3 protein-coding genes are annotated in these 2,129 nt (G+C 72.9%); 1 reads left to right on the top strand and 2 read right to left on the bottom strand.

Features of this window, described 5'->3' with window-relative positions; translation table 11 throughout:
- Positions 1–303, bottom strand: a 303-nt coding sequence (locus tag VG276_02970) for a metalloregulator ArsR/SmtB family transcription factor (GenBank protein HEV8648371.1), incomplete at its 3' end; no start/stop codon positions are given.
- A 109-nt stretch (positions 304–412) separates the two neighbouring features.
- Here VG276_02970 and VG276_02965 point away from each other — a divergent pair.
- Positions 413–820, top strand: coding sequence for an SRPBCC family protein (locus tag VG276_02965; protein ID HEV8648370.1), 408 nt, complete (start codon positions 413–415; stop codon positions 818–820).
- A gap of 464 nt (positions 821–1,284) precedes the next feature.
- Here VG276_02965 and VG276_02960 read toward each other — a convergent pair whose 3' ends face one another.
- The gene (locus tag VG276_02960; protein ID HEV8648369.1) at positions 1,285–1,914 is read right to left on the bottom strand and encodes an SRPBCC family protein; all 630 of its coding nucleotides are present in this window, start codon (positions 1,912–1,914) and stop codon (positions 1,285–1,287) included.
- Between the last annotated feature and the right edge of the window lie 215 nt (positions 1,915–2,129).

Here is a 2,129-nt window from a genome sequence, read left to right as displayed (position 1 = left end):
CTGCTCGTCGGCCTCCACCGCGGCCTTGAGCCGCTGCAGCCCGGCCGGCCACAGCTCCGCCAGGAACCGGTCCAGCGACTCCAGGCCCTCGGGCCGGATGGCGTACAGCCGCCGGGTGCCGTCCTGGCGGGCGGCGACCAGGCCGGCGTCCCTGAGGACCTGCAGGTGCTGGGAGACCGCCTGCTGGGTGATCTCGACCTGCTCGGCGAGCTCGCCGACCGAGCGCGGCGTGGCGCGCACCAGGCGCAGGATCTGCTGGCGGCGGGGCTCCGCGAGAGCCTTCAGGACATCCTCGGCGCTCATGGCCGTTCGGTCCTCCCTCGCTGCACGATCAGAATACAAGTCTTGACTTGTGAAAGCCGGGCTTGAGCATAGGCTACCGTGAGCCACCGCAGCGCGGGAAGGGAGACCGATGCCGACCTTCACCCAGACGATCGAGGTCGCCGCCGACCCCGACACCGCCTGGCACGTCCTGGGGGACCTCGCCGCCGTCGACCGCTGGATCCCAGGGATCACCAAGGTCGAGCTGGACGGCATGCCCCGGGTCTGCACCCTCGCCGACGGGCACACCCAGCACGAGGCGATCCTCGACGACGCACCGGCCACCCGCTCCTACCGCTACACCATCCACGGCGGCCTGCCGGTCGCCGACAACCGGGGCCGCTTTGCGGTCGAGCCCGCCGGCCGCGGCGCGCGGATCGTCTGGGAGTCCAGCTTCGTGGCCCTCGACCCGGCCGCCGACGCCGAGGTCAGCCGGCTGTGGGCCGGCATGCTGCCGACCGTGCTCGGCAACCTCAAGACCCTCATCGAGCAGCCCTGACCCGACGTCCCGGCGACCGCAGCCGGCAGGCGGCGGCCCCAGGACTCGAGAGATGACGACCTGCGCCGCTCACCTTGGAAGCGGGTGAGGGTTTTGCGGTGTCGCTCGGGGCTGTTCCGGACCAGCCGCAAAGGTTGACCGCCTTCTGGCGGGGAACTATCACCTCCACGGTTCGAGGACATGCCATCGCCTCCCGGACGTCTGTCAGGCGTGGTTGATTGCACCAAGCGACCGCGCCCCGGCCGCGCTAGAGGGCCGGCATCGTGCAGACCGTGGTCCCGGGGCCGCCACGACCGCCTCATTCCTCTCGGTGCGGGCACGCCTCGGGTCGGAGCGGCTGGCAGCAGAGGAAGCCGACCAGGCCGAGCAGGGTCTCGTTGACGTCGAGCACATACAGCGGCGGCATCGCGGCTCCTTGCCAGCGTCAGCGGTGTTGGCGGATGTCGTCGCGCGACCGCTGGCAGCTACCGGCCCGCTGGGGGCGGCTGGTGGCCGCGCGGGCGCCGGCGTGCCGCGGAGGCTGCGCGCCGTTCCGCTTCGGCCTTGACCGCCGCCAGCGACGCCGCGACCGTCTGCTCCCAGCGGCGCCCCACCAGCTCGCTCCACCGCTGTCCCAGGCGCCACAGGTCGGCGGCGATCTCCCCGTGGTAGGCCAGCAGCGTACCGGCGCCGCCGGGCTGCTCGGCCAGCGTGAACGCCTCGACCACGTGCGGGACCGGCCCGCGGACCAGCCGGAAGTCGACCCGCTCCGGGCGGGTGAAGCGGACGGTCTCCACCGTCTGGGCCACCAGCCCCAGCCGCCCGCCGAGCGGGGTGAAGTGGGCTGCCAGCACCATGTCGCTGCCGCGTTCCAGCACGCGGACCTTGTCGGCCAGCGCGCGCGGCGCGCGGCCCAGGTAGGGTTCGGCGATCAGGTCGAAGACCGCCTCGCGGGGGGCGGCCACCTCGACGAGCTGGGGGCCGAGCGGGCGTGGGCGCCGGCCGATGCCAAGGTCCAGCGGGCAGGCACCGGTCACCAGGCCGACATAGCCCGCCGCCGTCACCCCGGCTGCCACGGTTGCCGTGCCGAGCAGCCGACGGGTCGAGGGTGCCATGGGACTCCTTTGGCTCCAGGCGCGGACGCCGTGGAGGTCGCGTGGGCCAGACTCATTCCGAACGGCATCGGCTGGTCCAGGACCAGCAGCTCCGGTCGGTGCATCCGCTGGTACCCCTGGTAGTACCCCAGGATCGAGCTGCCACGCAGCCCGGACGGCAAGCCGGGTGGGCGGCAGCCGCGTTGTGGCTGGTCGTGGCGGGGCCAAACCGTCTT

The sequence above is a fragment of the Actinomycetes bacterium genome, from assembly GCA_036000965.1.
Classification (GTDB): Bacteria; Actinomycetota; CALGFH01; order CALGFH01; family CALGFH01; genus DASYUT01.
Note: the sequence above shows the minus strand (reverse complement) of the source record. Positions and strands in the feature narration are given on the sequence as shown.

Excerpts from the sequence above, each read along its gene's own strand:
- VG276_02965 (HEV8648370.1), top strand. The coding sequence starts at position 413 with ATGCCGACCTTCACCCAGACGATCGAGGTCGCCGCCGACCCCGACACC.
- VG276_02960 (HEV8648369.1), bottom strand. The coding sequence starts at position 1,914 with ATGGCACCCTCGACCCGTCGGCTGCTCGGCACGGCAACCGTGGCAGCC.